Genomic DNA, 510 nt, shown 5'->3' on the forward strand with positions numbered 1-510 from the left:
GCACGACGATCTTCAACGCGCTTCAGCGCAACCACGGCTATACGGGCAGCTATTCGGCAGTGCGGCGCTTCCTGCTGCACCTGAAGGCCGAGCGCGGCTCGAGAGCGACGACGATCCTGGAGTTCGCACCGGCCGAGGCCGCACAGGTCGACTTCGGCGCCGGTCCGGTGCTCACGCATGAGTCCGGGGTTCTGCTCAAGACATGGTTCTTCGTGATGACGCTGTGCTGGTCGCGTCATCAATACGCCGAGGTCGTGCTGGATCAGACGGTCGAGACGTGGCTGGCCTGTCACCGGCGCGCCTTCGAATGGTTTGGTGGCCGCGTCGAACGCGTGATCATCGACAACGCCAAGTGCGCGATCACAAAGGCGTGCATGTACGACCCCGAGGTACAGCGCTCGTACGCCGCGCTGGCCGAGGGGTACGGCTTCCGGATCGATGCATGCCCTCCACACGATCCTGCGAAGAAGGGCGTCGTTGAGGCCGGAGTCAAATACATCAAACGATCCT

The 510-nt window shown here is 63.1% G+C and carries 1 protein-coding gene; it reads left to right on the forward strand.

What is annotated here, in order from left to right; all coding sequences use genetic code 11:
• On the forward strand, positions 1-510 hold a 510-nt coding region (gene istA, locus ACLFKU_RS44020), incomplete at both ends, for an IS21 family transposase (RefSeq protein WP_410853427.1).

This window comes from Paraburkholderia sp. EG304, from assembly GCF_046543485.1.
GTDB lineage: Bacteria > Pseudomonadota > Gammaproteobacteria > Burkholderiales > Burkholderiaceae > Paraburkholderia > Paraburkholderia youngii.